Here is a 25,739-nt window from a genome sequence, read left to right as displayed (position 1 = left end):
CGGAACCGCCCAGCGTCGGGTCGTCGAACGATCCGGTGCAGCGGCACGGCAGGGTTGCCCTGATGTTTTGAGTCGCACCCGCCGATTGGTTGTTGTATTTTCCCCATTGCCGACGTGACGTCTGGACCTTGGCGCCGGCATAGGGGGCATGGCCGCTCTCCCAGCGAGCCGCCATGCCCCCGTTCTTCTTCTCCTGCCGTCGGCCGCGGCTCAGCCGTTGCCGTCGAGCGCGACGCCGAGCCGTCCCGCCAGATCCTGCACATATTGCCAGGCCGTGCGGCCCGAGCGCGCCCCGCGCGTCGTCGCCCATTCCAGCGCCTGCGGCCGCCACGTCTCCTCGTCCACCGGCAGCGCGAAATGCGCCACATAGCCCCGCACCATGGCGAGGTAGTCGTCCTGGCTGCACTTGTGGAAGCCGAGCCACAGCCCGAAGCGGTCGGACAGCGAGACCTTCTCCTCTACCGCCTCGCCGGGATTGATGGCGGTCGAGCGCTCGTTCTCCATCATGTCGCGCGGCAGCAGATGCCGGCGGTTCGAGGTGGCGTAGAAGATCACATTGTCCGGCCGCCCCTCGATGCCGCCCTCCAGCACCGCCTTGAGCGACTTGTAGGAGGTGTCGTCGTGGTCGAACGACAGGTCGTCGCAGAACACGATGAAGCGGAACGGGGCGGGCCGTAGCAGCGCCATCAGCGCCGGCAGGCTCTCGATGTCCTCGCGGTGGATCTCGACCAGCTTGAGCGGCCCGTGCCCCCTGCCGCCCGCGCCGGCGTTCACCGAGGCGTGCGCCGCTTTGACCAGCGAGCTCTTGCCCATGCCGCGGGCGCCCCACAGCAGCACGTTGTTGGCGGGCAGGCCCTGCGCGAAGCGGGCGGTGTTGTCGACCAGCTGGTCGCGGGTGCGGTCGATTCCCTGCAGCAGCTCCATCGCCACCCGGTTGACCTTCGGCACCGGCTCCAGCCGCCGCTCGCCCGCCTGCCAGACGAAGGCGTCGGCCGCGGTGAAGTCGGCGGCGCGGGCGCGCGGCGGGGCGAGCCGTTCCAGCGCGTCGGCGATGCGGGCGAGCAGGGCGGGGGTGTCGGCCTCGCCGGGGAAGGAAGAGGCGTCGGGTGGCGTCATGTCGGGCTCCAGCGTCTCCCGGCGGCGCGGCGGGCGGTTCGGCCGCGCAAGCGTACCGGGCGTTACGGTCGGCGCGGAGAGTAACCGACGTTACGGTTTTGCAAAGGGGGATTGTTGCCGCGCGCCGCGGTGACGGGGTGCCGCTTGCGCATCTGCGGGGCGCTTGCCGCAACGTGAAGTGCTGCCGCGCGCCTCTTCGTTTGCATTCGGCAGGCGCGCCAGTATAGTCCGCGCCGCTTCGCCGGGCGCCCGCCGCCCGCCTCGTGTTTCGACGGACAAGGAACCTCGATGTTCATCACGCCCGCCTATGCGCAGGCCGCCGGCCCCGGTGGCAGCGACATGCTCATGTCGCTGCTGCCCTTCGTCCTGATCTTCGTGATCATGTATTTCCTCATCCTGCGCCCGCAGCAGCGCAAGGTGAAGCAGCATGCCGAGATGGTGAAGGGCATCCGCCGCGGCGACACCGTCGTCACCTCCGGCGGTCTGGTCGGCAAGGTCTCCCGCGTGATCGACGATGCCGAGATCGAGCTTCAGGTCGGCGAGGGCGTCAAGGTCCGCCAGCTCCGCTCGATGATCGCCGACGTTCGCGCCAAGGGCGAGCCGGCCAAGGAAGACGGCGCCCAGTGAGGCGCCCGGCGCCGGTGGCGGCGCGCCAGGATTGAAGTCCCATGCTCTATTTTTCCCGATGGAAGGCCCTGGCGATCATCGCCATCTCGGCGCTCATCTGCCTGATGGCGGTGCCGAGCCTTCTGCCGCCCGCCACCTACCAGGCGCTTCCGAGCTTCCTCCAGCGCAAGATCGTGCTCGGCCTCGACCTTCAGGGCGGTTCCTACATCGTCCTGCAGGTCAACGCCGCCGACGTGCGCAAGGCCAAGCTCGAAATGCTCCGCGACGACGCCCGCCGCGTGCTGCGCGACGCCCGCGTCGGCTATAGCGGCCTCGCCATCCAGGGCGACAGCGTCCAGCTGCGCATCCGCGAGGGGCAGGACCGCACCCTCGCCCTGACCAAGCTGCGCGAGCTCGCCCAGCCGGTCGGCGGCGCGCTGGCCGCCACCGGCCAGTTCGACACCGACGTGACGGCCAACGGCGACCTCGTCACGCTGACGCCCACCGCCGCCGGCATCCAGGCGCGCACCATCCAGGCGGTGAACCAGTCGATCGAAATCGTGCGCAAGCGCATCGACCAGCTCGGCACCACCGAGCCCTCGATCCAGCGCCAGGGCATCGACCGCATCCAGGTGCAGGTGCCGGGCCTGCAGGATCCCTCGCGCCTCAAGGCCCTGCTCGGCCAGACCGCCCAGCTTACCTTCCGCCTCGTCGACCAGACGATGAGCCCGCAGCAGGCGCTGGAAACCCGGCCCCCCGCCGATTCCGAGGTGCTGCAGTCCGAAGAGGCGGGCGGCCCGCCCTATCTGATCGAAAAGCGCATCCTCGTCGCCGGCGAGGATCTGGTCGACGCCCAGCCGGGCTTTGAGCCGCAGACGCGCGAGCCGATCGTCTCGTTCCGCTTCAACTCGAACGGCGCCCGCCGCTTCGCCGAGGCGACGCAGGCCAATGTCGGGCGCCCCTTCGCCATCGTGCTCGACAACAAGGTGATCTCCGCCCCGGTGATCCGCGAGCCGATCATCGGCGGCTCCGGCCAGATCAGCGGCAACTTCACCGTCCAGTCCGCCAACGACCTCGCCATCCTCCTGCGCGCCGGCGCCCTGCCGGTGCCGCTGCAGGTGGTGGAAGAGCGCACCGTCGGCCCCGGCCTCGGCGCCGATTCGATCCGCGCCGGCATGCTGGCCTCCTGGGTGGGCGCCGGCCTCGTCGCCGCCTTCATGATCGCCACCTACGGCCTGTTCGGCGTCATCGCCAACATCGCCGTGGCGATCAACGTCGGCATGATCCTCGGCCTGCTGGCCATGCTCGGCGCGACGCTGACGCTGCCCGGCATCGCCGGCATCGTGCTCACCGTCGGCATCGCGGTCGATTCCAACGTGCTGATCTACGAGCGCATCCGCGAGGAGGCCCGGGCCGGACGCTCGGCCATCTCCGCGATCGATGCCGGCTTCTCCCGCGCGCTGGCGACGATCCTCGATTCGAACATCACCACCTTCATCGCGGCGGCGGTGCTGTTCTATGTCGGCTCCGGCCCGGTGCGCGGCTTCGCCGTCACCTTCGGCATCGGCATCATGACCACCGTCTTCACCGCCTTCACGCTGACCCGCCTGATGGTGGCGTTCTGGGTGCGCTGGAAGCGCCCCCAGCGCGTGCCGATCTGAGAAAGGCGAGCCCCCATGCGTCTGCTCCGCATCGTTCCGGACAACACCCATTTCGACTTCATGCGCTTCCGGCGCATCAGCTTCCCGATCTCGGCGCTGCTCTCCATCGTCGCGCTGGTCGCCTTCGCGACCATGGGGCTGAACTTCGGCATCGACTTCAAGGGCGGCACGCTGCTCGAGGTGCGCTACCCCGGCAACACGCTGAACATCTCCGAGGTGCGCTCCAAGCTCGAGGCGCTCGATTTCGGTGAGGTGCAGATCCAGGAGATCGGCGGCGACGGCGAAGTGCTGATCCGCATCGCCCAGCAGCCGGGCGGCGAGCAGGCCCAGCAGGCCGTGGTCGGCAAGGTTCGCGCCAGCCTCGGCGACGCGGTGGAATACCGCCGCGTCGAGGTGGTCGGCCCGCGCGTGTCGCAGGAACTGCTGAGCTACGGCATCATCGGCCTGATGCTGGCGGTGTTCTGCATCCTGATCTACCTGTGGTTCCGCTTCGAATGGCAGTTCGCGCTCGGCGCCTCGATCGCGAATTTCCACGACATCGTGCTGACCATCGGCTTCATGGCGATCTTCCAGATCGACTTCGACCTGACCAGCGTCGCGGCGCTCTTGACCATTCTCGGCTACTCGCTGAACGACACCATCGTCATCTACGACCGCATCCGCGAAATGCTGCGGCGCTACAAGAAGATGCCGATCGACAAGCTGCTCAACGAATCGATCAATTCGACGCTGTCGCGCTCGGTCATCACCCATGTCACCGTCACCCTCGCGCTGCTGGCGCTGGTGCTGTTCGGCGGCCGGGCGATCCACTCGTTCTCGGTGGTCATGACCTTCGGCGTGGTGCTGGTCGGCACCTACACCTCGATCTTCATCGCCTCGCCGCTGCTCATCTATCTCGGGGTGAACACCCGCACGATGGACGAGACGGCGAAGGAGCCGAAGGCGGGCGCGGTGCCCGCCAAGGCCGAGCGCGGCGCGAGCTGACGCCGCGCGCCGGCCGATGGCAGGGCGGCGCGTCGCCGGAACGACCCGGGCGCCGGTGCCGTCGCCCCGGGCCATGCCGGCGATCTGAACCTGCAGTCCTCCCTGATCGTTCGGATGGTTCACCCGGACGGGAAGGGCCCAGCGCCCGGAGGCTGACGCGATGGCCCGACCCGACGCCCATCTGCCGCACCAGGTGCCGATCACCGGCTACGGGCGCGGCTTCTTCCATTTCGCCGGCATGGCCTCGTCCGGGTCGATCCTCGCGCTTCCCTCGGGCATCCATGGCTGGGCGGTGACCGCGCCGGCCGGCATCGACGCCGCCGCGCTCGCGCCGGTGATCGAGGAGGCGGGCGCGATCGAGCTCCTCATCATCGGCACCGGTCCCGATCCCTGGCCGATCCCCGACGCGCTGCGCTGGCGGCTGCGCGATGCGGGGCTCTCCGTCGACGCCATGCCGACCCGTGCCGCCGCCTCCACCTATAATGTGCTGCTGGACGAGGGCCGGCGCGTCGCCGCCGCGCTGATCGCCCTTCCGTAGAGTCAACGTCGTATCTCAACATTGCCCGGCATCTGCCTGAATCGACTCGCCATTGTCGTCGGGCTACCGGGGGGGGAAAGCGCCGCTCGCCGATGAGCCAGTCCGATACCGATCATTGCGCGCAGCTCGTTCGCGACCTCGACCGCGACCGCTACATCGCCGATCTGTTCGTGCCGGCGGCGCCGCGCGCGGCGTTCTTCGCGCTCCATGCCTTCAACGCCGAGGTCGCCCGCATCCGCGACGCGGTGACCAATCCGCTCGCCGGCGAGGTGCGCCTGCAATGGTGGAGCGACGCGCTGATCGGCGAGGAGCGCGGCGACGTGCGCGCCAACCCGGTGGCGGCCGCGCTGATCGACGCGATCGTGCAGCACTCCCTGCCGCGCGAGGCGCTGTTCGCCATGTTGGACGCCCGCGTCTTCGATCTCTACGACGACCCGATGCCCACGGTGCGCGACCTCGAGGGCTATGCCGGGGAGACCGCCTCGGCGCTGATCCGGCTCGGCACGCTGGTGCTCTCGGATGCCGCCGGGCGCGCCTCGGCGGAGGCGGCCGGCCATGCCGGCGTCGCCCAGGCGATCACCGGGCTGCTGCGCTCCTTCCCGCTGCACGCGCGGCGCGGCCAGTGCTACGTGCCGCTCGACCTCCTGAAGGCGCACGGCGCCACCCGCGAGGACGCCGTCTCCGGCACGCCGACGCCGGGCCTTCTCGCAGCGCTCGCGGATCTGCGCACGCTCGCCCGCCGCCACCACGCGCTGGCCCGCGCGGCGCTGAACGAGGTGCCCGGCATCGAGCGCCCCGCCTTCCTGCCGCTGGCGCTGGTGCCGGGCGACCTCGACCGCATGGACCGCCGCGCGCACGACCCGTTCCGGGCGGTGCCCGCCGCCCCGCCGCTGGCGCGGCTCTGGCGGCTGTGGCGGGCGGCGAAGCGTGGCTGACGCCCGCCATCGGCGTCACGGCGTCGGGCGGAACACGCCGTTGGCGTCGCGCTTCAGCGGCGCGCTCTGCGGCGGCAGCGGCGCGCCGGGGGCCTGCGCGATCGTCACGCCCTCCGGCCAGTCCGGCGGGGCGATGGCGACATAGCGGGCATAGCCGCCCGAGCCGCCGAGCGGCTTGGCGAAGCCGATGGTGACCAGCGCGCCGGCCTCCGGCACCTTGTCGAGATGGGCGACGCCCTCGGCCTGGGTGAAATTGTTGTGCAGCAGCCAGTATTCGCCTTCCAGCGTCGGCGTGGTGTCGGTGTCGAGCGGTTCGTGGCCGTGGAACAGGATCTTGCGCTCGAGGTGCAGGAACTTCAGCGCCTCGAGCCCGACACCCGGGAACGGCGCCTTGGCGAAGCGCTCCTTGTCGGCCCAGCGCTTGTACCAGTCGGAGCGCACGAACACGACCGAGCCCTCGGGAATGCGCCCGTACTTCGCCTCCCACGCCGCGATGTCGGCGACCTGCAGGTGATAGCCCTCGTCCTTCGCCACCTTGTCGGCGATGTTGATCACCACCAGCGGGCGGATGGCGAAGGTCGCCGGCAGGTCGGAGATGGTGGCCCCCTTCGGGTCCCAGTGCGAGGGCGGGTCGAGCTGGGTGCCGTACTGGTCGGTGGTCAGCTCATAGGCGGTGGCGACGAAGCCGTGCTTCTCGTAGGTGAATTCCTCGCCCTTCTTCACATAGCCCTCGATGTCCTGCCCGGCGACGGCCGGCTTGAACTTGGCCGGCCCGAAGCCCGGCCACACCGGCTGCACCGGCTCGAAGGCGTGGGTGAGATCGATGTATTTGGCGCCCTTGAGCGACTGGTCATAGACCTTCCACAGCGGCGGCTCGTCGGCGGCGGCGGCGGTGATTCCAAGCGCCGCGATCGCGGCAGCGCAGAGCAGGGTCTTCATCGTCGGCTCCCTTTCCAAACGGAAAGCCGAACGATCGCGCGCTTCGGCACCGGCCGCAATCGGGGAGGTTGGAAAATACACTAAATAAATAGAATATTATGCACGGGCGAGCCGGCGCTCCCTCAGATCCCCCGCCGCACCCGGTCGGTCACCCGATATAGTCCAGCTGGTAGTCGAACTCCCAGCGCCCGATCCGGCCGAGCTGGACGGCAAGTCCGGTCCACGTCTCCGCATCGGCCGATAAACAGGCATCTTCGAGAAATCCGATGATGGCGCGGGCATCGAAGCGCGGCATGAAAAGGATGCCGGCGTCCGAAGTGATCCCGTCTCCCATGTGTCGGAAGAACCATTTTGGCGAGCAGATCCGCACCGTAAAGGCGTCGGCGCCGTCCTCGCCTTCCGGGCACGCGTAGAAGTCGAGGTCGATCACGAAATCGGTTGGATCGGGCGGCTGCCAGGTTTCGAGATAAATGGGATCCGGCTCGAGGACTCGCCATCCCGTCAACCTCGCCCGCATGGCATGGCCTCCCGACTGCCCTCAGATCCCCCGCCGCACCCGGTCGGTGAGGTTCAGCCGCTCGCGGGCGATGGCGTCGACCGCCGCGGCTTCCTCCGGCGTCTGCGCCAGTTGCGCCATCTGGTCGAGCTGATTGAGCGCGACGAGCCGCAGCAGGTCGTCGCGAACCGCGCCGTCCGCCCCGCGCGGCAGGCGGGCGACGATCTGGATATGCTCGGGCGGGCGGGCGTCGGGCAGGGCGCTGGCGAGATGCCGGCGCAGGGCGTCGGCCGAGAGCGCCGCGCCCTCGGGCGTCGCCGCCGCCTCGACGAAGGCATAGAGCCCGAACGAGCCGCCGGGCGTGGGGAAATCGGAGATGTGAACCTCGCCGACGCCGGGCGCGCCGGCGAGCGCGGCGCCGATGCGCGGGCCCTCCTGCATCGCGCGGGGGCCGCGCCCTTCGGTGTCCTGATAGTTCAGCAGCTTGCGGGTGACGAAGATGTAGACCTGCTTCCCCGTCGCCATCCACACCCGGTTGAACAGGCTCTTGCGGGCGAGGATCTTCTTCTCGCGCGGCGTCAGCGCCTCCGGGCAATAGGAGCGCTTGTGCTTCAGAAGGTGGCGGATGTCCTCGTAGGCCGCGATGCGGAACAGCTTGGAGCGGCGGGAGAAGCAGACGGCCAGCTGGAAATCCATCAGCACCGCCCGCCCGTCCGCCGCCCGCAGCCAGTTCTGCTGCTTGGCGAGGTCGTTATGGGCGATGCGGGCGCGGTGCACCGCGCGCAGCCCCGCCCGCGCCGAGCGGAAGAAGTCGACGTCGCCAGTGGGGCGCGCGAGCTGCAGCGGCACGCCGTCGACGAAGCCGCGCACCAGCCACCCTTCCTCCAGCGCATAGACCGGCACGGTGTGCCCGTCGGCGCCGCCCGCGCGGCGCAGCGCCTTCGCCTCGCGGCGGGCGAAGTGGCGGGCGAGCGGCTTCACCCACCATTTGACGTCGTCATAGCGCCGGCGCACGGCCGGGTGCGCGCCGGTGCCGTCGCGCCAGATGCCGCGCTCGATGGTGGAGAAGATGTCGCGCTTCAGCACCGTGTCGAGGGTGAAGCCCGCCGCGTCGTCCGTCCCGCTCACTCTGCCGCCTCGCGCGTGCCGTCCACGAAGTCCCGCGCCCAGCGGTCGATCTCGGCGAGCGCCCGGCGCGCCATTTCCTGCTTCTTGGCCACCGTCTTGGCGGTGCCGCGCAGGCGGTTGCCCTCGGCATCGCGCGTCGGGGCGGCGTCGAGCGGCGGGAACAGGCCGAAATTCACGTTCATCGGCTGGAACGAGCGCGGCGCCGGCGCCTCGCCCGCTTCCCCGCCCTCGCTCGCCTCGATATGGCCGCCGGTGATGTGGTTGAGCAGCGCGCCATGCGCGGTGGTCGCCGGGGGCGGCGCGAGCGGGTGCCCCAGCGCCTCGCCGGCCGCGAACAGCCCGGCCATCAGCCCCATGGCGGCGCTCTCGACATAGCCCTCGCAGCCGGTGATCTGCCCGGCGAAGCGGATATCGGGGCGCGCGCGCAGCGCCAGCGTGCCGTCGAGCAGCTTCGGCGAGTTGAGATAGGTGTTGCGGTGCAGCCCGCCGAGCCGGGCGAACTCGGCGTTTTGCAGGCCGGGGATCATGCGGAAGATCCGCACCTGCTCGGCATGGCGGGTCTTGGTCTGGAAGCCGACCATGTTGAACAGCGTGCCGAGCGCGTTGTCCTGTCGCAATTGCACGATGGCGTGCGCCTTCACCAAGGGGTCGCGCGGGTTGGTGAGGCCGACCGGCTTCATCGGGCCGTGCCGCAGCGTCTCCCGCCCGCGCGTCGCCATCACCTCGATCGGCAGGCAGCCGTCGAAATAGGGCGTCTTCGCTTCGAACTCGCGGAAGGGGACTGTGTCGGAGGCGATCAGCGCGTCGACGAAGGCCTCGTACTGCTCCCTGTTCATCGGGCAGTTGATGTAGTCCGCCCCGGTGCCGCCCGGCCCGGCCTTGTCATAGCGCGACTGGAACCAGGCGACGTCCATGTCGATCGAATCGAAATGGACGATCGGCGCGATGGCGTCGAAGAAGGCAAGCGCGCCCTCGCCGGTCTCGGCGCGGATCGCCTCGGCGAGGGACGGCGAGGTGAGGGGGCCGGTGGCGATGATGGTGCGGCCCCACGCCGCGGGCGGCAGGGCGTCGACCTCCTCGCGGCGAAGCTCGATCCGCGGCTCCGATTCGATGGCCGCGGTGACGGCGGCGGAGAAGCCCTCGCGGTCCACCGCCAGCGCGCCCCCGGCGGGAATCTGGTGGCGATCGGCGCAGGCCATGATCAGCGAGCCGAGCCGGCGCATCTCCGCGTGCAACACGCCGACCGCGTTCGAGGTGGCGTCGTCCGAGCGGAAGGAATTGGAGCAGACCAGTTCGGCCAGCCCCTCGCCCTGGTGGGCGTCGGTGCCGCGGGTGGGGCGCATCTCGTGCAGCACCACCGTCACGCCGCGCCGGGCGATCTGGAAGGCGGCTTCCGATCCGGCGAGCCCGCCGCCGATCACATGCACCGCTTCACCGGTTCGCGCTGCGGTCCTGCCTGTCATTCCGGTCCCGTCCGTCCTCTGTCCGCCGGGCAGCCGGATCGCTCCGGGCCCGCCCGCGCGTCCCTTAGCATGGATCGCGGGGAGGGGGAGAGGCGGGCGGGCGGCACCTGGCCGGGCCGATCGGTCCGATCGGCCTGATCATCCACCTCACTGCACTGACCAGTCAGTCGGCAGGAGGTATCTAAGGGAGGATTGTGTCCGTCCCGCGTCCCGCCTCACGCATGGCTCGCCGGGCGATCTTGTTGCACCGCAAAACGAAAACGGCCCCGGCGGGGTCCGCCGGGGCCGTCGTAATTGTGCCTGAAATATGATCAGGCGATGGCCGCTGCCGCACGTCGCGCCACGCGGACGATTTCGCCGCGAGTCACGTTGATATCGGCGAGAGAACGGTCGTCGAGCTGCGAAAGCTCGTTGACGGTGCGGCGATAGGCCTGCCAGCGGCGGACCTGCTTGGCGAGAACGCCCCAAATCAGCATGATGATCTCCTTTGGTGTCGGGGATGGAGCCGCTGAGTGGCTGCACATCCCGTGAGCAATCTGGTGCCTATATAGTCGACACCCTGCCTCGACCGAAAGGGCATACCTCGCATTGCAGCAATGCGAGGTATGCATGCATGATTCAGAAATCGTTCATCCTCGTTCTCCGCAGCCCGGCTGCGGATAAACCGCCCCTCACGCCGCCTCCAGCGCCTGCTCGAGATCGGCGATGATGTCCGCCACATCCTCGATGCCGACGGAAAGGCGCACCACGTCCGGCCCGGCGCCGGCTGCCACCTTCTGCTCGTCGGCGAGCTGGCGGTGCGTGGTCGAGGCGGGATGGATGATCAGCGAGCGGGTATCGCCGATATTCGCGAGATGCGAGAACAGCTTGACGTTGGAGACGAGGGCGACGCCGGCCTCGTATCCGCCCGCGAGGCCGAAGGTGAACACGCCGCCCGAACCCTTCGGCGCGTACTGCTTCGCGAGGTTGTGGTAGCGGTCGCCCGCCAGGCCCGGATAGCTCACCCAGTCCACCTTCGGGTGCCGGCTGAGAAATTCGGCGACCTTCAGCGCATTGTCGCTGTGGCGCTGCATGCGCAGCGGCAGGGTTTCGATGCCGGTGAGGATGAGGAAGGCATTGAAGGGGCTCAGCGCCGGCCCGAGATCGCGCAGGCCGAGCACGCGCGCGGCGATGGCGAAGGCGAAATTGCCGAAGGTCTCGCCGATGACGACGCCCTGGTATTCCGGCCGCGGCTGCGACAGGAAGGGGTAGCGCCCCTCCCGCAGCCAGTTGAAGGTGCCGGCGTCGACGATCACGCCGCCGATCGAATTGCCGTGTCCGCCCAGATATTTGGTGGCCGAGTGCAGCACGATGTCGGCGCCGTGCTCGATGGGCCGGATGAGGTAGGGCGTCGCCAGCGTGTTGTCGACGATCAGCGGCACGCCGGCGCGCTTCGCGACCTTCGCGATCGCCGCGATGTCGGTGACGATGCCGCCGGGATTGGCGATGGATTCGATGAAGATCGCCTTGGTCCGCGGCGAAACCGCGCGCTCGAACGAGGCGACATCGTCCGAATCCGCCCACACGACGTTCCAGCCGAAGCTCTTGAAGGCATGGTTGAACTGATTGATCGAGCCGCCATAGAGCTTGCGCGCGGCCACGAACTCGTCGCCGGGGGCCAGCAGCGTCTGGAAGGTGAGCAGCTGTGCGGCATGGCCGGATGCGACGGCGAGGGCCGCCGTGCCGCCCTCGAGCGCGGCGACGCGCTCCTCCAGCACCGCATTGGTGGGATTGCCGATGCGCGTATAGATATTGCCGAAGGCCTGAAGCCCGAACAGCGATGCGGCATGGTCGACATCGTCGAACACGAAGGACGTGGTCTGGTAGATCGGCGTCGCGCGGGCCTTGGTGGTCGGGTCCGGCTGGGCGCCGGCATGGATGGCGAGCGTCGCGAAGCCGGGCGTGTGGCTGTCGGTCATTGGCGTCCTCCTGGTGGCCCGCTGCGGCAAGCGGGCATCGACGGCGTTATAGATATTAGTACACAATTTTAGTAGTCAATTGGCCCCGCGCTTTATCCGCGCGGTTGCAGCCGAAGTCGCGGAATCTCGATGGCCGGGCAGCGGTCCATGATGACCCCGATTCCGGACGCCTCGGCCCGCGCCGCCGCCGCATCGTCGCGGATGTCGAGCTGGGTCCAGAGGAATTTCGGAAGCGGCGACAAGGCGATGACCTCGTCGACGATGGCCGGCAGGTAGTGCGCCGCGCGGAAAACGTCCACCATGTCGATGGGCTCGGGCACATCTGCGAGCCGCGCATAGGTCTGCAGCCCGGCGATGGCTCGGCCGGCCTGCCCGGGATTGATGGCGAAGACCCGGTACCCGTGCCGCGCCAGGAACAGCGCCACCCCGTGGCTCGGCCGCGCCGGGTTCGGGCTGGCCCCCAGCACCGCGATGGTCCGCACCGAGCCGAGCACCTCCGCGATATGGGCGTCGGCATAAAAATCGTGATTTATCATGGGATTACTGCCCTGACGGCTGGGTGGTCGGGACGATCACCGCGGTGATCGCCCAGCCCTCGGCGGAGGTGCCGAAGCAGAATCGCGTGGTCTCGAAGGAGAGCGAGCGGTCCCCTTTGGCAAAGCCTCGCTTTCCGGCAGGAAGGCCTACCGCGTACCAGTCCCGCTGCCCGTCGGCGCCCTCGACCGCGCCCTCGACGAAGGGGACGACGGAGCCCGCCTTCAGGCTGCCGGCCACCGGCGAACTCGCATCGGGCCTTTCGAGGAACTGCGAGTCGGCGGTCAGGATGACAAGGTTTTCAGGCACTTCGCCGGCAGCGGCGGCGATCGCCAGCACCGCACTGCGGTTGAATTTCGGCTCGGCAGGCGCGCAAAGCCGACCGCCGGCGAGCGCGGAGCGGCCGATCGTCCCGGCGGCGAGCGCCTCCGAGACGGCCATCAGCGTCAGCCGGTCCAGCGCCTTGCGGTCGGGCTCGGCGGCGTCGGCGGCGAGCAGCGCCATCGCACTGTCGAAACGGCGCGGCCCGTCGAGCCCGGCCTCGAAGCCGCGCGGCTTGGGCGGGGAGGCGGGGGGAAAGCCGTAAGGCGGTGTAAACACGGCGAGATCCGGCGACGCCGCCTTGCGAAGGCTCGCCACGTCGCGTCTGGCCACGGCGGCAGTCAGCGACGCGATGAAGGCCGCGAGATCCGCATCGTCCGCACCCTTCACGTCATAGCTGATGACCACCGGCTTGTAGCGCCGCAGCGGCGCCTGCTGCGCGTCGGCGGTCGTGCCGATCAACACCGTTCCCAGAGCGACTGCGACGCACGCCCGAATCCACATCCCGTCTGTTTCCCTCGTTCGCCGCGCGGCCCACCAGCGCGCCGCGCACCATAGGCAGGCCACGGCCGCGATGAACAGGGTCTGAAAAAGTCGGGCAGGTGGCAGACGGCGCTTCGCGATGCAGCATCGAGCCGCATGCCGGAATTGCGGGGGGCGTGTGAGCGGCACAAGTCTCATTGCATGGCGGGCGGCACCGGGACATGGCAATGTCCGGCCCACCTCCCCGGAACGCAGGGACGTCACGCATGACCTTGAGCGAATTGCAAGATTTCCTCGCGCGGGAGTTCCCCCAGGCATTCGGGCCGGGACGCCCGCACAGCGTCATGGGGCTGGAACACCATGCCGCGACCGTGCGGCTCGATGCCGGCGAGGAGCAGTTGCGTCCCGGTGGGACGATCTCCGGGCCGGCGATGATGGGGCTGGCGGACGTCGCCGCCTATGCCGCCATCCTCGGCGCCATCGGCGAGGTGCCGCTCGCCGTGACCACCAGCTTCTCCATCAACTTCCTGCGCAAGCCCACGCCGGGGCCGCTTCTCGCCGAAGCGCGGCTGATGAAGCTCGGCCGCCGGCTGGCCGTCTGCAACGTGGACATCACCAGCGGCGCAGGGCGGGAGCTGTGTGCCCATGCGGTGACGACCTATTCGATCCCCAATCGAGAGGGTTAGATGGAGGTATTTTTATACCTATTTCGTAATCAGCTGATTTTGCTGGATAATATCGCATGTCCGCGCATTGACGCGAAGGAGGGGCTCGTCTAGAAGGCGCCCCTGAGCGAAGCGGCGCGCCCCGCGCCGTCTTCTGTACCCGCTATACGGAAAACGTCCATGAAGACCTATTCGGCAAAGCCCGCCGAAATTGAGAAGAAGTGGGTGGTCATCGACGGCGCCGGCCTTGTGGTCGGACGCCTCGCGGTGATCATCGCCACCCGTCTCAAGGGCAAGCACAAGCCCATCTACACGCCCCACGTCGATTGCGGCGACAATGTCGTCGTGGTGAACGCCGAGAAGGTCATCCTGACGGGCCGCAAGCGCGACCAGAAGGTCTATTACCACCACACCGGCTTCCCCGGCGGCATCAAGGAGCGGACGGCGAAGTTCCTGCTCGACGGCCGTTTCCCGGAGCGCGTGGTCGAGAAGGCGGTGGAGCGCATGCTCGCCCGCGGCCCGCTCGGCCGCAAGCTGCTCGGCAACCTTCGCGTCTACAAGGGACCGGAGCACCCACACGCCGCCCAGCAGCCGGAGATGCTCGACGTCGCCGCTCTCAACCGCAAGAATGTGGGGAACTGACATGGCCGAGGTTCTTCAGTCCCTCGGGGGCCTTGAGGCCCTGAAGGGTCAGCAGGCGTCCGAAGCGCCCAAGCACGTCCAGAAGCTCGACAAGTACGGCCGCGCCTATGCCACTGGCAAGCGCAAGGACGCCGTCGCCCGCGTGTGGGTGCGTCCGGGCACCGGCAAGATCGTCGTCAACGATCGCGCCGTCGAGGTCTATTTCGCCCGCCCGGTGCTGCAGATGGTCATCCAGCAGCCCTTCGTCGCGGCGAACCGTAAGGGCCAGTACGACGTGATCTGCACCGTCGCCGGCGGCGGCTTGTCCGGCCAGGCGGGCGCGCTGCGTCACGGTATTTCGCGCGCGCTCACCTATTATGAGCCGGAACTGCGCGGCCCGCTGAAGAAGGGCGGCTTCCTGACCCGCGACTCGCGCGTCGTCGAGCGCAAGAAGTACGGCCGGGCCAAGGCGCGCCGGAGCTTCCAGTTCTCGAAGCGCTGATTTCATTAAGCTTCAATTGCGATCGAAGGGCGGGCCGAAAGGTCCGCCCTTCTTGTTTTGTGCCACATCCGCTACTTTGCGCGCCGTCGTCGTTGCGGGCGACTGCGCGGACCCTGCCGATGCCTCTGGATCCATTGACGCTGTGGGCGGTGATACTGCTCGTCGGCGTCGTGCTGAGTGGTGTGATGCTGCTGGCCTGGTGGCTCACGCCCACCGAGGTCGCGCTCGGCTATTGGGCGATGGGCATCGCGCTGCTGGTGAGCGGCATGGCGATGGGCGTTGCCCGTCCGCTGATGAACGAGAACGTCTCGATCGTCGTCGGCAACGCGGCGATACTCGCGGCCTATGGGCTGCTGTGGTCCGGCATGCGGCGCTTCGATGGACGCGACGCTGGTCTGGCCGCGGCGCTGGCGGCGGCCGCGATCTGGCCCTTCATCTGCCTCTTGCCCCCCTTCCGCGATTCGGTGTCGCTGCGCTTCGTAGCGCTGACCGTTCTCATCTGCGCCATGCTGGTGATGACGATCGCCCAGCTGTGGCGCAGCCGGTCGGGCCATCTGCGCGCCCGCCGAACGGTCATCGCGCTGTTCGCCGGCCTGCTGATGCTGAACCTCGTGCGTCTCGCGATGGTTGGCTTCGTCGAGCAGGATGGCAAGCTGATCCTGTTCAGCAGCCCCGCCTTCGCCTGGTTCGGACTGATGGCCGCGGCACTGACCACCTTTGTGAGCTTCGCCCTGGTCATCATGGTGCGCGAACGCAGCGAACAGCGCTATCTCAGTGCTTCCGTCGTCGATGATCTGACCGGCCTCCTGAACCGCCGCGGCTTCCTGCAGGAGGCGAACCGTTCCTTCCCCCCGCAGGGGCCGGTCGCGGTGCTGATGATGGATCTCGACGGGTTCAAGCAGGTCAATGATCGCCTCGGCCACGCCGAAGGCGATCGCGTGCTGGCCGTTTTCGCCAACGTGCTGAGAGAAAATCTGCGGCAGATCGACGTCGCCGGGCGCGTCGGTGGCGAGGAGTTCGGCGCGCTGCTGCCCAATCAGGGGCTGGCGGATGCCGGGCGTGCAGCTGAGCGCATCCGGCGCGCCTTCCTGGAGGCGGCCGGCCTGGCACTCATGGGCAAGGGTTCCGTGCCCCCGCTCCGCGTCTCGGTCAGCATCGGCGTATCGGCGACGGAGCGCTCATCGCTCCGCGAGGGGGCTTCGGTCGAGGCGTTGCTGCGCGCGATGATGACGCAGGCCGACCGTCAGCTCTACCGCGCGAAGGACAATGGGCGAAACCGGGTCGAGCTCTCGGTGTTCGATCCGAACCAGATCGATTCCGTCGCCTGAAACGTCGAGGGCGCCCTGATGGCGCCCTCGCGTCGTCCGTGAAACCGGTCGAACTCAGACCGAATAGTACATTTCGAACTCGACGGGGTGAGGCGTCATCTCGAACCGCATCACCTCGACCATCTTCAGCTCGATGTAGCTGTTGATGAAGTCGTCGTCGAACACGCCGCCCTTCTTGAGGAACTCGCGATCCTTGTCGAGCGAGGCGAGCGCTTCGCGCAGCGAACCGCACACGGTCGGGATCTTCTTGAGCTCCTTCGGCGGGAGATCGTAAAGGTCCTTGTCCATCGCCGGGCCGGGATCGATCTTGTTCAGGATGCCGTCGAGCCCGGCCATCAGCAGCGCGGCGAAGGCGAGATAGGGATTCGCGCCGGGGTCCGGGAAGCGGGTCTCGACGCGCTTGGCCTTCGGCGAGGTGGTGTAGGGGATGCGGCAGGAGGCGGAACGGTTGCGCGCCGAGTAGGCGAGCAGGACCGGGGCTTCATAGCCGGGCACCAGCCGCTTGTACGAGTTGGTCAGCGGGTTGGTGAAGGCGTTCAGCGCCTTGGCGTGCTTGATGACGCCGCCGATGTACCACAGGCATTCCTGGCTGAGGTCGGCATACTTGTTGCCGGCGAACAGCGGCTTGCCACCCTTCCAGATCGACTGGTGCACATGCATGCCCGAGCCGTTGTCGCCGAAGACGGGCTTCGGCATGAAGGTCGCGGTCTTGCCGTAGATGTTGGCCACCTGGTGGATGCAGTACTTGTAGACCTGCAGGTGGTCGGCCATCGTCACCAGCGGGCCGAATTTGAGCCCGAGTTCGTGCTGGGCAGAGGCCACCTCGTGATGGTGCTTCTCGACCTTGGCACCCATCTTGGCCATCGCCGCCAGCATCTCGCCGCGCATGTCCTGCGCGCTGTCGATCGGCGGAACGGGGAAGTAGCCGCCTTTGGTCTTCACCCGGTGGCCGAGGTTGCCGCCCTCATACTCGGTGTCGAAGTTGGTCGGCAGTTCGACCGAATCGAGCTTGAAACCGGTGTTGTAGGGATCGGCCTTGAAGCGGACGTCGTCGAAGATGAAGAACTCGGCCTCGGGACCAATATAGACCGTATCGCCGATGCCGGTGGTCTTGAGGTAGGACTCGGCCTTCTTGGCGATGCCGCGCGGGTCGCGCCCGTAAGGCTCGCCCGTGGTCGGCTCGAGAATGTCGCACACCACGACGAGCGTGGTCTCGGAGAAGAAGGGGTCGATGCAAACCGACGCCAGGTCGGGCTGAAGATGCATGTCGGATTCGTTGATCGCCTTCCAGCCGGCGATCGAGGAGCCGTCGAACGCCTGCCCCTCGGCGAAGAAGTCCTCGTCGACCATCGAGATGTCGAAGGTCACATGCTGCCATTTGCCGCGCGGATCGGTGAAGCGCAGGTCGACGTACTTAACGTCCTGATCCTTGATCAGTTTTAATACGTCCTTGGCCGTCGTCATTGGAGTCTAACCTCTTGCAGCGGCTCACTTGCGGAGCCTGTTCGGTTCCCGAGCGGGGCAGGGGTAGGCTGCACCCGCTAAATCACCTTATATCGCATCGAGACCGGACTCACCTGTACGGATGCGGATCGCTTCCTCGATGTTGGAGATAAAAATCTTGCCGTCGCCGATGCGTCCGGTCTGCGCCGCGCGGCGGATGGCATCGATGGCGGACTCGACGATATCGTCGCCGACGACCACTTCGATCTTCACTTTGGGCAGGAAGTCCACCACGTACTCAGCGCCGCGGTAGAGTTCCGTATGCCCCTTCTGCCGGCCGAAACCCTTGGCCTCGGTCACCGTGATGCCCTGCAGGCCGACTTCCTGCAGCGCCTCCTTCACCTCGTCCAGCTTGAAGGGTTTAATGATGGCCTCGATCTTTTTCATTTCATCTCATCTCCCAGACTCGACGATCCGCCACGCCCGTTCGAGCCGTGCGCGATGAAGCAGAACCCATGCCACATTCCCCCGGTCCACGAAAGGCGCGCCAGAACAACGGTTTGTTGGGAGGAGGTCGAGGCTGTTCAGGGCAGGGGCGGCATGATTGGTCAAAGTGCAGGCATATAGATCATTTTCTAGGCTCTTGAGTCGATCGGCAATCGCGGCAAAACGCGCGCAAAATAGGCACATGCGCGGTCCAGGCGTGTCTTGAGGTGGCATGCTACGGTTTCGAGCTTCGGGAGAGGACGTTGATCGAACTGCTCACACCCGGCGAGATGGCGCAGGCCGACGCCCTGGCGATCGCTGGCGGAAGGCCCGGCACCGCTCTGATGGAGCGGGCGGGAACGGCGGTGGCCGATGTGGTGGCGCGGCGTCCGCTGACCACCCGTGTCGTCGTGCTGTGCGGCCCGGGGAACAATGGCGGCGACGGTTTCGTGGCGGCCCGACTGCTCGCCCAGCGCGGATACCAGGTCACGGTCGCGCTGCTGGGCGCGCGCGAAAGTCTGCGGGGCGATGCCGCCTGGGCGGCGGAAGGCTGGCGCGGTCCTGTGCTGGCGATCGAAGCCGTCGACCTGTCGCGGGCGGGTGTGATCGTCGATGCGCTGTTCGGCGCCGGCCTCGCGCGCGACCTCGGCGGTGCCGCCCGCGCGGCGGTCGAGCGCATGGCGGCATCGGGCCGACCCATCATTGCCGTCGACCTGCCCTCGGGGATCGACGGCGCCAGCGGGCAGGTGCGCGGCGCGGCGGCGCGCGCGGAGGAGACGGTGACGTTCTTCCGCCGGAAGCCGGGCCACCTGCTGCTGCCCGGGCGCATCCATTGCGGCCGGCTGCGCGTCGCCGACATCGGCATCCCCGACGAGGTGCTGACCACAATTCGTCCGGCGACGACGGTCGACGAGCCCGACCTGTGGCGCGGGCTGTTTCCGGTGCCGCGGATCGACGGTCACAAATACAATCGCGGCCATGCCGTCGCTGTCAGCGGTCCCGCGCAGGCCACCGGAGCGACGCGGCTGGCAGCCCGCGCGGCGCTGCGGGCGGGGGCGGGATTGGTGACGGTCGCGTGCCCGCGGGAGGCGCTGCCCATCCACGCCGCCAACCTGTCGGCGGTGATGGTGCGCCCGGTCGAGGATGCCGAAGGCCTTGCCGGCCTCCTCTCCGATCGCCGGCTGTCCACGGTGATCATCGGGCCGGGTACCGGCGTCGGCGCGCCGACCCGGGACAAGGTGGGTGTGGCGGCTGCTGGTCGCTCGATCGTCGTCGATGCCGATGGACTCAGCACCTTTGCGGGCGACTGCGAGGGGCTTGCGCACGTGCTGGGCCAGGCGCGCGCCGCCGTCGTGACGCCCCATGATGGGGAGTTTGCCCGCCTGTTTTCGCGACGGCCCGATATCACCGGCCAGGCGTCGAAGCTGGAAAGGGCGCGTGCGGCGGCCGCGGCACTCGGTGCGGTGGTGGTGTTCAAGGGGCCGGACACGGTCATCGCCGCGCCGGATGGGCGCGCGGCGATCGCCTGCAACGCACCGCCTTGGCTGGCCACGGCGGGTGCGGGCGACGTGCTCGCGGGAATCGTCGGCGGCCTCCTCGCTCAGTCGATGCCCGCCTTCGAGGCCGCGAGCGCCGCTGTGTGGCTGCACGGCGAGGCCGCACGCGAGGCGGGGCCGGGCCTCGTCGCGGACGACCTCATCGACGCGCTGCGCCCGGTCTACCGGCGGCTGTTCGAGGCACTGGGCGTGCTCGTATAGGGTTATTTCGCGGCGGTCTCGAACCACCCGAGCGCCAGGGGCGCGTCGTCGCCGCCGCGACGGACGACGATGGGCCAGCGGCCGGGCGCGGCGGCGACGAAGGCGAGCCGCACCGTTCGGCCGGGGGCGACCCCGACGCAATCATGCCACCACGGCTTCCAGCCATCGTCGAGCGAATCGAGAAGACGAGCGGCATGCCCGTAGAGCCGCACCGAGGCGGCATGTTCGGATCGGTTGGTGAGTGCGAGTACGACGGTCCGGTTTCGTGTTACCGTCAGCAGTGGGTCGCGCCCGAACATCGTGGCGATGGGCTCGCCGAATTCGAGCGCGACGCGAGCGGCGTTCGCCAGTGCGACCGGGCCGTCGCCTCCGGGCAGCGGCGCTGGCGGGGCGAGGGGCGCGGGGCGCAGCGGCGGCTCGTCGCCGCTGGCGAGCGTGGCGAGAGGCACGTCGCCATCCGGCGTCTCGACGACGATCGGTTGCTCGGCGCCCGGCTGACCCGGAACGTCGACCAGCAGATCGACACGGCCGCCCGGCGCCATCAGCAGGCGTCCCTCCGCGGGAGCGAACGGCTCGGCCGGCCGGCCGTCGATGGCGATGATCCAACTGGTGCCGCCTGCGAGGCGAATCGGCAGGAACAGGCCTCGTGTGGCGTTGACGAAGCGCAGCCGGACGCGCTCGCCGGCGCGCACCGGCAGGCGCGGGGCAGGGGCCCCGTTGACGGTGAGGTGGACGCGCTCGTCAGGCGCAAGGCGCCAATCCTGGACCAGCAGGACGACATCGCGATCGGTGGCGGGCGGGCCCGCCTCCTCGATGACCAGGGCGCCGGCGAGCCCCCGTCCCATTTGGCTGGGGTCGAAGGGGCTGAACAGGAACGTACCGGCTGTCGGGGTGGGAAAGCGGATCTCTGCCGTCTGTCCCGGCACGATGGCCGTTCCGGCGACGTCCGGCACGCCCAGCAGCGCATTGGGCACCGGCAGGCCACCCCAGCAGAGCGTGGTCGCCTCAGGCAGACCGTTGCGAAAGGTGAGGGCGAGTTCGCCGCCGGCGCTGGCTCGCAGCACCGGTCCGGTGAGGGCTCCGCCATACGTGAAGAGGTCCGTCGCGGGTTGGTTCGGCCCCAGCAGCCGCGCGCTGCCCGGCTCGGCGGCGAGGGTGAGGGGACCGGCGGCCATCGCCCCTTGGGTCAATCCAGCCGGTGCGATCGCGGCTGCGGCAAGCCCGGCGAGAACCGAGCGGCGCGACGGGGACGAGAGGCGCTGGGGCACGCGAGGCTGCATACGTTCAGTCTCGGTCGATACGAGGACAAGGGCAAGGCCGACACAGCGGCAGCCCGTCGTGCGCCGGGGAGTGCGTTCTCGCGAGACCGTCCTTGCCATGCCCTTGCCGCATCGGCAGCCGTGTCATTTTGGGCTGGCGCGGCGCGGAGGTCATGCTATAAGCCCGCACCCGGCCGGCGGCACCCTTGCGGTGACCGTGCCTTGATTCATGCCGTTGTGATGCGGCGTATATCATGGCTCTGGCGCGACCGCGGGCGTGGCGGAACTGGTAGACGCGCGGGATTTAGGTTCCCGTGACGCAAGTCGTGGGGGTTCGAAACCCTCCGCCCGCACCAGTACCCTCTCCCCGCTGATCGTTGCCGGTCGAACTCGATCAACGAGGCCGACGGCGTCCGCCGCGTCCTCCAATATGGACGAAGAAGCCGCGTGATGCGGCGAAGCTGAAGGCTCGATACCGATGCAGGTCACCGAAACACTCGCCGAAGGCCTCAAGCACGAGTTCCGCGTCGTGCTTCCCGCCGCCGAACTCGACGCCAAGGCGAATACGCGGCTGGCCGAGCTGAAGGATCGCGTCCGCATCAACGGCTTCCGGCCGGGCAAGGTGCCGCTGGCGCATCTGAAGCGGCTCTATGGCAAGTCGGTTCTCGCCGAGGTCATCGACCAGGCGGTGAACGAGGCCAACGGCAAGATCGTCGAGGAGCGCGGCTTCAAGCTCGCCATGCAGCCCAAGGTCGAACTGCCGCAGGACGAGGATGCGGTCAAGGAAGTGATCGAGGGCAAGGCCGACCTGTCCTACACCGTCGGCATCGAGGTGCTGCCGGCCATCACGCTCGGCGACTTCAAGAGCATCGAGCTGGAGCGCCCGGTGCTGGACGTCACCGACGCTGAGGTCGACGAGGCCGTGGGGCGTATCGCCGAGGCCAATCGCCCGTTCGCCGACAAGGAAGGCGCCGCCGCCAATGGCGATCGCGTCACCGTGTCCTTCGTCGGTACGCTCGAGGGCGAGAAGTTCGACGGCGGCAGCGCCGAGGACGTGCCTGTGGTGCTGGGCTCGAACAGCTTCATTCCCGGCTTCGAGGATCAGCTGGTGGGCATCGCGGCCGGCGACGCCCGCACGGTCAACGTCACCTTCCCTGAGAACTACCAGGCCAAGAATCTGGCCGGCAAGGCCGCTTCCTTTGAAGTGACCGCCAGCAAGGTCGAGGGCGCGGGCGAGGTCCCGGCTGGCGACGAGTTCGCCAAGACGCTCGGCCTCGAGAGCTTCGACCAGCTCAAGGAGCAGGTGAAGAGCCGCATCGCGCAGGAGCACACCGCCGCCAGCCGTGCCAAGGTGAAGCGCCGCCTGCTCGACGCGCTCGACGCGCTCCACCAGTTCGAGGTGCCGCCCACGCTCGCTGCGCAGGAGTTCGAGGGTATCTGGAATTCGGTGCAGGGCGAGATGACCCAGCAGAACCGGACCTTTGCGGATGAGGGCACCACCGAAGAGGCGGCCCGCGAGGATTACCGCAAGATCGCCGAGCGCCGCGTGCGCCTCGGCCTGGTGCTCGCCGAGATCGGCGAGGCCAACAACATCCAGGTCGCCGAGGACGAGGTGACGCGCGCGGTCGTCGACCGCGCCCGCCAGTTCCCGGGCCAGGAGCAGCAGGTGTGGGACTACTATCGGCAGAACCCGCAGGCTCTTGCCAGCCTGCGCGCGCCGATCTTCGAAGAGAAGGTCGTCGACTATCTGCTGGAGCTGGCCAAGGTGACCGAGAAGCCGGTCACCCGCGAAGAGCTCTACGCCGATGACGAGGAAGCCAAGGCCTGATCGGCCCAGCTTCGTCGACATGACGCACGTGCGACGGCCGGATGCCAGCATCCGGCCGTTTGCATTGATGGGGGCTGGTGGGGGCGCGCTTTCCCACTATGTTGGGGCGAACCCGGATTCGCGGGCAGGGGCATAGGGCCCGCCCGCCGAGGATCATGAGATGCGTGACCCGATCGATACCTACATGAATTATCTCGTTCCCATGGTGGTCGAGCAGACCAACCGTGGCGAGCGTTCCTACGACATCTACTCGCGCCTGCTGAAGGAGCGCATCATCTTCCTGACCGGCCCGGTCGAGGACGGCATGTCGACCCTGATGGTCGCCCAGCTGCTCTTCCTCGAAGCCGAAAACCCGAAGAAGGAAATCTCGATGTACATCAACTCCCCGGGCGGGGTGGTGACATCGGGCCTCGCCATCTACGACACCATGCAGTTCATCAAGCCGGCCGTCTCGACCCTGTGCATCGGCCAGGCGGCATCCATGGGCTCGCTGCTGCTCACCGCCGGCGAGAAGGGCATGCGTTTCGCCCTGCCGAATGCGCGAATCATGGTGCACCAGCCGTCTGGCGGCTATCAGGGCCAGGTGACCGACATTCTGATCCATGCCAAGGAGGTCGAAAGCCTCAAGCGGCGCCTGAATGAAATCTATGTGAAACATACCGGCCAGGCGCTTCAGGCGGTCGAGGACGCGCTCGAGCGCGACAATTTCATGACCTCGGATGCGGCCAAGTCGTTCGGCCTCATAGACAACGTGATCGACAAGCGTCCGTCGGACGAGCCTGTCGCAAAGGCATGACGCGCGTTTGACAGCGTGTTTCGGAAGTCACGCCTTGTTCCTATATGAGGCGAACCTGGGGGGCTCGCCCTTGCGTGCGGTGCGGTATCGCGCTTGCATGGCGGGGGCGGTCTTCCGCGGAAGCGGAGTGGATCGGCAAGGGAGGCAGTGACACGAAGATCGCCCTGGCGGTATCGATGTTAATGTCTTTTTTGAAGGAGAAGCTCTTAGGTGGTCAGACGAGGCAGATTCGGTTCGACCACAGGTCGCGGCCTTCTGTCGGCGAAGTAGGGTCGTCGTTGCGTCCCGATCCGGGACGAGGCGCCGGCCGATGAGAGTTAGGCGCTTGCGGCCCGGTGGGCCGCCAAGGCCGAGCGCACGGAGAGACGGCATGAGCAAGGTTGGCAGCGACAGCAAGAACACCCTTTACTGCTCGTTCTGCGGCAAGAGCCAGCATGAGGTCCGCAAGCTCATCGCGGGACCGACCGTCTTCATCTGCGACGAATGCGTGGAGCTGTGCATGGACATCATCCGCGAGGAGAACAAATCCTCGCTGGTGAAGTCGCGCGACGGCATCCCGACGCCGAAGGAGATTTGCAAGGTTCTGGATGACTATGTGATCGGCCAGTTTCACGCTAAGCGCGTGCTGTCGGTCGCGGTCCACAATCACTACAAGCGCCTCAACCACGCGACCAAGCATGGCGATGTCGAGCTCGCCAAGTCCAACATCCTGCTGATCGGGCCGACCGGCTCGGGCAAGACGCTGCTCGCGCAGACGCTTGCCCGCATCCTCGACGTGCCCTTCACCATGGCGGACGCGACGACGCTGACCGAGGCCGGCTATGTCGGCGAGGATGTGGAGAACATTATCCTCAAGCTGCTCCAGTCCGCCGACTACAATGTCGAGCGGGCGCAGCGCGGCATCGTCTATATCGACGAGATCGACAAGATCAGCCGCAAGTCCGACAACCCCTCCATTACGAGGGACGTGTCGGGCGAGGGCGTGCAGCAGGCGCTGCTGAAGATCATGGAAGGCACGGTCGCCTCCGTGCCCCCGCAGGGCGGGCGCAAGCATCCGCAGCAGGAATTCCTGCAGGTGGACACGACCAACATCCTGTTCATCTGCGGCGGCGCCTTCGCCGGGCTCGACAAGATCATCTCCTCGCGCGGCAAGGGCACCTCGATCGGCTTCGGCGCGGTCGTGGCGGCCCCCGACGAGCGTCGCCCCGGCGAGGTGTTCCGCGAGGTCGAGCCCGAGGACCTGCTGAAGTACGGCCTGATCCCCGAGTTCATCGGTCGCCTGCCGGTGATCGCGACGCTCGAGGATCTCGACGAGGCGGCGTTGAAGAAGATCCTGGCCGAGCCCAAGAACGCGCTGGTGAAGCAATACCAGCGCCTGTTCGAGATGGAGAATGTGGAACTCACCATCCACGAGGAAGCCCTTGGCGCCATCGCGCGCAAGGCCATCGAGCGCAAGACCGGCGCGCGCGGCCTGCGTTCGATCATGGAAGGTATCCTGCTCGACACCATGTTCGACCTGCCGGGCCTCGAAGGCGTCGAGGAGGTGGTGATCTCCAAGGAGGTCGTCGAGCAGGGCGCTCGCCCGCTGTATATCTACGCGGATCGCGCCGTCGCCGCAGGCGACGCCGGTGCGAGTGCTTGACGCCAGCGACATAGCAAGAGCGGGCGGCCCGATGGTGCGGCCGCCCGCTTTCCTTTTCGTCAATACGGCCGGTCGCGGCGGCCCCACGTGCATCGCGGGTGGCCATACGACACCTTCGGGACTCGCAGCGCACTCCCTTGACGGCCGGTCAACGCGTCGCCATCTCACACTCGATCCCCGGTCTGCGACCGCATCGACGTGCCCTTCGCGACATCATCCGCTCCCGCACCGAGATTTCCGTTCGCGTTCC

25 protein-coding genes and 1 tRNA gene are annotated in these 25,739 nt (G+C 67.9%); 14 read left to right on the top strand and 12 right to left on the bottom strand.

Going from position 1 to position 25,739, the window contains the following annotated elements:
- Window positions 1–210: 210 nt before the first annotated feature.
- Window positions 211–1,116 (bottom strand): ATP-binding protein, encoded by a 906-nt coding sequence (locus ACEUEL_RS08305; protein ID WP_405703889.1) that lies wholly within the window; start codon window positions 1,114–1,116, stop codon window positions 211–213.
- Window positions 1,117–1,404: 288 nt separating this feature from the next.
- Here ACEUEL_RS08305 and yajC point away from each other — a divergent pair, with 288 nt between their 5' ends.
- The 5 genes from yajC to ACEUEL_RS08280 all read left to right on the top strand — a co-directional run bounded on the left by yajC (window position 1,405) and on the right by ACEUEL_RS08280 (window position 5,840).
- Entirely contained in the window at window positions 1,405–1,743 is a 339-nt protein-coding gene (gene yajC, locus ACEUEL_RS08300) for a preprotein translocase subunit YajC (RefSeq protein ID WP_405703888.1), read from the top strand.
- Window positions 1,744–1,784: 41 nt separating this feature from the next.
- Window positions 1,785–3,383, top strand: coding sequence for a protein translocase subunit SecD (gene secD, locus ACEUEL_RS08295; RefSeq protein ID WP_405703886.1), 1,599 nt, complete (start codon window positions 1,785–1,787; stop codon window positions 3,381–3,383).
- 15 nt (window positions 3,384–3,398) lie between these two features.
- Window positions 3,399–4,367 carry a protein translocase subunit SecF gene (secF, locus tag ACEUEL_RS08290; RefSeq protein ID WP_405703884.1) on the top strand — a complete coding sequence of 323 codons (969 nt, stop codon included), beginning with the start codon at window positions 3,399–3,401 and terminating at the stop codon, window positions 4,365–4,367.
- 160 nt (window positions 4,368–4,527) lie between these two features.
- Complete coding sequence (locus ACEUEL_RS08285; protein WP_405703882.1) at window positions 4,528–4,905, top strand: Mth938-like domain-containing protein; 378 nt, start codon at window positions 4,528–4,530, stop codon at window positions 4,903–4,905.
- Window positions 4,906–4,997: 92 nt separating this feature from the next.
- Window positions 4,998–5,840, top strand: coding sequence for a phytoene/squalene synthase family protein (locus ACEUEL_RS08280; RefSeq protein ID WP_405703881.1), 843 nt, complete (start codon window positions 4,998–5,000; stop codon window positions 5,838–5,840).
- Window positions 5,841–5,855: 15 nt separating this feature from the next.
- On the opposite strand, the gene ACEUEL_RS08275 is transcribed toward ACEUEL_RS08280, so the two are convergent.
- From ACEUEL_RS08275 to ACEUEL_RS08240, 8 genes are all read right to left on the bottom strand, one after another.
- Window positions 5,856–6,779: a cyclase family protein gene (locus ACEUEL_RS08275; RefSeq protein WP_405703880.1), complete on the bottom strand. Its 924-nt coding sequence runs from the start codon at window positions 6,777–6,779 to the stop codon at window positions 5,856–5,858.
- Window positions 6,780–6,927: 148 nt separating this feature from the next.
- A complete protein-coding gene (locus ACEUEL_RS08270; RefSeq protein ID WP_405703878.1) occupies window positions 6,928–7,296 on the bottom strand; it encodes an Imm8 family immunity protein in 369 nt (122 codons plus the stop codon).
- 21 nt (window positions 7,297–7,317) lie between these two features.
- On the bottom strand, window positions 7,318–8,403 hold the full coding sequence (locus tag ACEUEL_RS08265; protein WP_405703877.1) for a serine/threonine protein kinase: 1,086 nt from the start codon (window positions 8,401–8,403) through the stop codon (window positions 7,318–7,320).
- A complete protein-coding gene (trmFO, locus tag ACEUEL_RS08260; RefSeq protein ID WP_405703876.1) occupies window positions 8,400–9,866 on the bottom strand; it encodes a methylenetetrahydrofolate--tRNA-(uracil(54)-C(5))-methyltransferase (FADH(2)-oxidizing) TrmFO in 1,467 nt (488 codons plus the stop codon). Before trmFO ends, ACEUEL_RS08265 begins: the two co-directional genes overlap by 4 nt.
- Window positions 9,867–10,177: 311 nt before the next feature.
- Window positions 10,178–10,342 (bottom strand): DUF1127 domain-containing protein, encoded by a 165-nt coding sequence (locus ACEUEL_RS08255; RefSeq protein ID WP_405703874.1) that lies wholly within the window; start codon window positions 10,340–10,342, stop codon window positions 10,178–10,180.
- A 195-nt stretch (window positions 10,343–10,537) separates the two neighbouring features.
- Entirely contained in the window at window positions 10,538–11,824 is a 1,287-nt protein-coding gene (locus ACEUEL_RS08250; protein WP_405703873.1) for an O-acetylhomoserine aminocarboxypropyltransferase, read from the bottom strand.
- 92 nt (window positions 11,825–11,916) lie between these two features.
- Entirely contained in the window at window positions 11,917–12,357 is a 441-nt protein-coding gene (locus tag ACEUEL_RS08245; RefSeq protein WP_405706653.1) for a CoA-binding protein, read from the bottom strand.
- 7 nt (window positions 12,358–12,364) lie between these two features.
- Window positions 12,365–13,351 carry an SH3 domain-containing protein gene (locus ACEUEL_RS08240; protein ID WP_405703872.1) on the bottom strand — a complete coding sequence of 329 codons (987 nt, stop codon included), beginning with the start codon at window positions 13,349–13,351 and terminating at the stop codon, window positions 12,365–12,367.
- Window positions 13,352–13,428: 77 nt separating this feature from the next.
- Here ACEUEL_RS08240 and ACEUEL_RS08235 point away from each other — a divergent pair, with 77 nt between their 5' ends.
- From ACEUEL_RS08235 to ACEUEL_RS08220, 4 genes are all read left to right on the top strand, one after another.
- Window positions 13,429–13,848, top strand: a complete 420-nt coding sequence (locus tag ACEUEL_RS08235; RefSeq protein WP_405703871.1) for a PaaI family thioesterase — start codon at window positions 13,429–13,431, stop codon at window positions 13,846–13,848.
- A gap of 159 nt (window positions 13,849–14,007) precedes the next feature.
- A complete protein-coding gene (rplM, locus tag ACEUEL_RS08230; protein ID WP_405703870.1) occupies window positions 14,008–14,469 on the top strand; it encodes a 50S ribosomal protein L13 in 462 nt (153 codons plus the stop codon).
- 1 nt (window position 14,470) lies between these two features.
- Window positions 14,471–14,950, top strand: coding sequence for a 30S ribosomal protein S9 (gene rpsI, locus ACEUEL_RS08225; RefSeq protein WP_405703868.1), 480 nt, complete (start codon window positions 14,471–14,473; stop codon window positions 14,948–14,950).
- A gap of 119 nt (window positions 14,951–15,069) precedes the next feature.
- The gene (locus ACEUEL_RS08220) at window positions 15,070–16,278 is read left to right on the top strand and encodes a GGDEF domain-containing protein (RefSeq protein WP_405703867.1); all 1,209 of its coding nucleotides are present in this window, start codon (window positions 15,070–15,072) and stop codon (window positions 16,276–16,278) included.
- 54 nt (window positions 16,279–16,332) lie between these two features.
- Here the strand turns inward: ACEUEL_RS08220 and glnA are convergent, their stop codons facing one another.
- Window positions 16,333–17,742: a type I glutamate--ammonia ligase gene (gene glnA, locus ACEUEL_RS08215; protein WP_405703865.1), complete on the bottom strand. Its 1,410-nt coding sequence runs from the start codon at window positions 17,740–17,742 to the stop codon at window positions 16,333–16,335.
- Between the two features lie 87 nt (window positions 17,743–17,829).
- The gene (locus ACEUEL_RS08210) at window positions 17,830–18,168 is read right to left on the bottom strand and encodes a P-II family nitrogen regulator (protein WP_405703864.1); all 339 of its coding nucleotides are present in this window, start codon (window positions 18,166–18,168) and stop codon (window positions 17,830–17,832) included.
- Window positions 18,169–18,473: 305 nt separating this feature from the next.
- Here ACEUEL_RS08210 and ACEUEL_RS08205 point away from each other — a divergent pair, with 305 nt between their 5' ends.
- Window positions 18,474–19,964 carry an NAD(P)H-hydrate dehydratase gene (locus tag ACEUEL_RS08205; protein ID WP_405706650.1) on the top strand — a complete coding sequence of 497 codons (1,491 nt, stop codon included), beginning with the start codon at window positions 18,474–18,476 and terminating at the stop codon, window positions 19,962–19,964.
- 2 nt (window positions 19,965–19,966) lie between these two features.
- Here the strand turns inward: ACEUEL_RS08205 and ACEUEL_RS08200 are convergent, their stop codons facing one another.
- Window positions 19,967–21,139, bottom strand: a complete 1,173-nt coding sequence (locus ACEUEL_RS08200; protein ID WP_405703862.1) for a multicopper oxidase family protein — start codon at window positions 21,137–21,139, stop codon at window positions 19,967–19,969.
- Between the two features lie 355 nt (window positions 21,140–21,494).
- Between ACEUEL_RS08200 and ACEUEL_RS08195 the strand changes: the two genes are divergently transcribed.
- The 4 genes from ACEUEL_RS08195 (at window position 21,495) to clpX (ending at window position 25,489) form a co-directional block, all read left to right on the top strand.
- A tRNA-Leu gene (locus ACEUEL_RS08195) sits at window positions 21,495–21,579 on the top strand.
- Between the two features lie 122 nt (window positions 21,580–21,701).
- Window positions 21,702–23,051 (top strand): trigger factor, encoded by a 1,350-nt coding sequence (gene tig / locus ACEUEL_RS08190; RefSeq protein ID WP_405703861.1) that lies wholly within the window; start codon window positions 21,702–21,704, stop codon window positions 23,049–23,051.
- A gap of 160 nt (window positions 23,052–23,211) precedes the next feature.
- Entirely contained in the window at window positions 23,212–23,847 is a 636-nt protein-coding gene (locus tag ACEUEL_RS08185) for an ATP-dependent Clp protease proteolytic subunit (protein WP_405703860.1), read from the top strand.
- Window positions 23,848–24,217: 370 nt separating this feature from the next.
- Window positions 24,218–25,489, top strand: a complete 1,272-nt coding sequence (gene clpX / locus ACEUEL_RS08180) for an ATP-dependent Clp protease ATP-binding subunit ClpX (RefSeq protein WP_405703858.1) — start codon at window positions 24,218–24,220, stop codon at window positions 25,487–25,489.
- Window positions 25,490–25,739: the final 250 nt, after the last annotated feature.

It is taken from the genome of Ancylobacter terrae, assembly GCF_045108345.1.
Taxonomy (GTDB): domain Bacteria; phylum Pseudomonadota; class Alphaproteobacteria; order Rhizobiales; family Xanthobacteraceae; genus Ancylobacter.
The sequence above is the reverse complement of the archived record's forward strand: the minus strand, read 5'-3'. Positions and strand labels throughout refer to the sequence as shown.